Below are 2012 nucleotides of genomic sequence, written 5' to 3'. Positions count from 1 at the left end.
CGCACCGACGTCCGTGCCCGCACGACCAGCCACAGCGTGCCGAGCAGGCACAGCGCGCCCATCAAGGTGAAGGTCAGCATCGGGAAGGTCAACTCAGCGCCGTCGGCCGGCAGGTAGTGGAAGGCACTGCCGCTGTTGCTGACCGGATCGTGGGCGGCGCGCAGCAGGAACGGCAACCAGGTGACCGACGCGATCGCCACCGCGATGGCGCCGATGACGACGAGTCGGACCAGCGGATCCAGCGCGGCCTTGAGTCCGTCGCGCCGGCGTGCCACCGCCACCGCCACCGCCATCAAAGCCACCGTGAAAGCGCCGTAGGCAGGCAGCAGCGTGTAGCAGGTCGCGGCGGCGCCGAGGAACAACCCCGTACCGACCACTGCGGCCCAACCGCCCGAACGGGTGCCGCCGCGCAAACCCGACCACGCCAGGATCAGCACCGGCGGCAGCAGCATGGTGATCATCGCCGAGTACGGCTCCGGCGAGCCGTAGGCCAGCATCACCGCGGCGGTCGCGGTCGTGACGGTCAGCGCGTACTCGAAGCGGATCATCCGCGACCACAACACCAGCGCGACGGCGACCGCGATCGTGATCGAGGTGATCGCCCACGGCTTGAAGATCTCCCAACCGGCCGTGCCGGTCAGCGCGGCGACGCGCCCGCCGACCCAGAACCAGCCCGGCGGGTAGAACGGTGGCAGGCCGGTGTAGGTCATGTCGTGCAGCGCCGGGCTGTCGGTGAACCGGGTCAGGTATTCGGTGCGGAACTGCTGGTCCACCGAGATCCCGAACAGGTAGAGCTTGGTCGCGCCCAGCGGCATCGCGAGCGTCACCACCGCGAACGCCGACACGGACACCAGCGCCAGCAGCTGGGCCAGCGCTCGTCGGCCGCGTCGGGAAACCCAACCGGCGCAGAGTATTCCGAGGATGCAGCCGACCTGGCCGACCGTGGTGAGCGCGTGCAGTTGGTTCGACGACGGGTAGGCGGGCCACTGCACTCGGGCGATGGCCGTCAGCGACACCACCGAGACCGCCGTCGCGATCGCCGCCGCGATCGCCAGGTGGCCGACGGTGGCCAGCGCGTTGCGCATCTAGAAGGGCAGCTTGCGGAAGATCGGCCGTGGGATGTGGCGCAGCACGCTCATCAGATAGCGGACCGGGCCCGGCGCCCAGACGAGTTCTTTGCCCTTGGCGGCTGAGGTGACCGCCAACTCCGCGACGAACTCCTTGTCGACGGTCAACGGTGCCTCCTTGGCGCCGGTCGACTTCCAGTGCTCGAGGGTGGTTGTGGTGCGCACCTGACCCGGCCGGATGACCAGGACGCGAACACCGCTGGGTTTCAACGCTTCTCCGAGGCCCAGGTAGAAGCCGTCCAAGCCGGCCTTGGTCGAGCCGTAGACGAAGTTCGACCGGCGCACCCGCTCACCGGCGACCGAGCTCATCGCGATGATCTGGCCGAAGCCCTGCGCGCGCATCTTCTCGCCCAGTAGCACACCGACCGAAACCGCTGCGGTGTAGTTGATCTGGGCGATCTGGACCGCCTTGGGCTGGTTCTGCCACAACTCCTCGGCGTTGCCGAGCAGTCCGAACGCCACGATCGCCACGTCGACATCTCCGCCTGCGAAGGCGGTGTCGATCACCTTCGGGTGGCTGTCGGTGTCGACGCCGTCGAAGTCGATCCACTCGACCGACTTGGCGCCGGCCGCCTTCATCTGCGCGACGGCTTCGTCTTTGCGCGGATGGTCGGGCAAGTCGGCCAGTAGAATTCGGGCCTGCGCGTTACGCAAATAGCGCTCGCAGATCGCCAGCCCGATCTCGGACGTGCCGCCGAGCAGCAGGACGGCCTGGGGGTTTCCGACCGCGTCAAGCACCATTTACAGCAACTCCAAACGTCGGGCCATGTCCGAGACGAAGACACCGGTGGGATCGACCTTGCGGCGCACCGCAATCCACTCGTCGATGCGGGGATACATAGTGTGGAAGGCTTCGGCGCTGACCCGCGAGTCCTTGGCCGTGTA

The 2012-nt window shown here is 67.8% G+C and carries 3 protein-coding genes; all 3 read right to left on the bottom strand.

Going from position 1 to position 2012, the window contains the following annotated elements:
* Window positions 1-1085 (bottom strand): arabinofuranosyltransferase (locus AC2VOG_RS20040; RefSeq protein ID WP_486941570.1); only part of this gene is annotated, 1085 nt, incomplete at its 3' end.
* Window positions 1086-1868 (bottom strand): decaprenylphospho-beta-D-erythro-pentofuranosid-2-ulose 2-reductase, encoded by a 783-nt coding sequence (gene dprE2, locus AC2VOG_RS20035; RefSeq protein ID WP_486941569.1) that lies wholly within the window; start codon window positions 1866-1868, stop codon window positions 1086-1088.
* A partial coding sequence (locus tag AC2VOG_RS20030) for a D-arabinono-1,4-lactone oxidase (RefSeq protein WP_486941571.1) occupies window positions 1869-2012 on the bottom strand: 144 nt, incomplete at its 5' end.

Source organism: Mycobacterium sp. TH-M11, from assembly GCF_057473725.1.
Note: the sequence above shows the minus strand (reverse complement) of the source record. Positions and strands in the feature narration are given on the sequence as shown.

Excerpts from the sequence above, each read along its gene's own strand:
- dprE2 (WP_486941569.1), bottom strand. The coding sequence starts at position 1,868 with ATGGTGCTTGACGCGGTCGGAAACCCCCAGGCCGTCCTGCTGCTCGGC.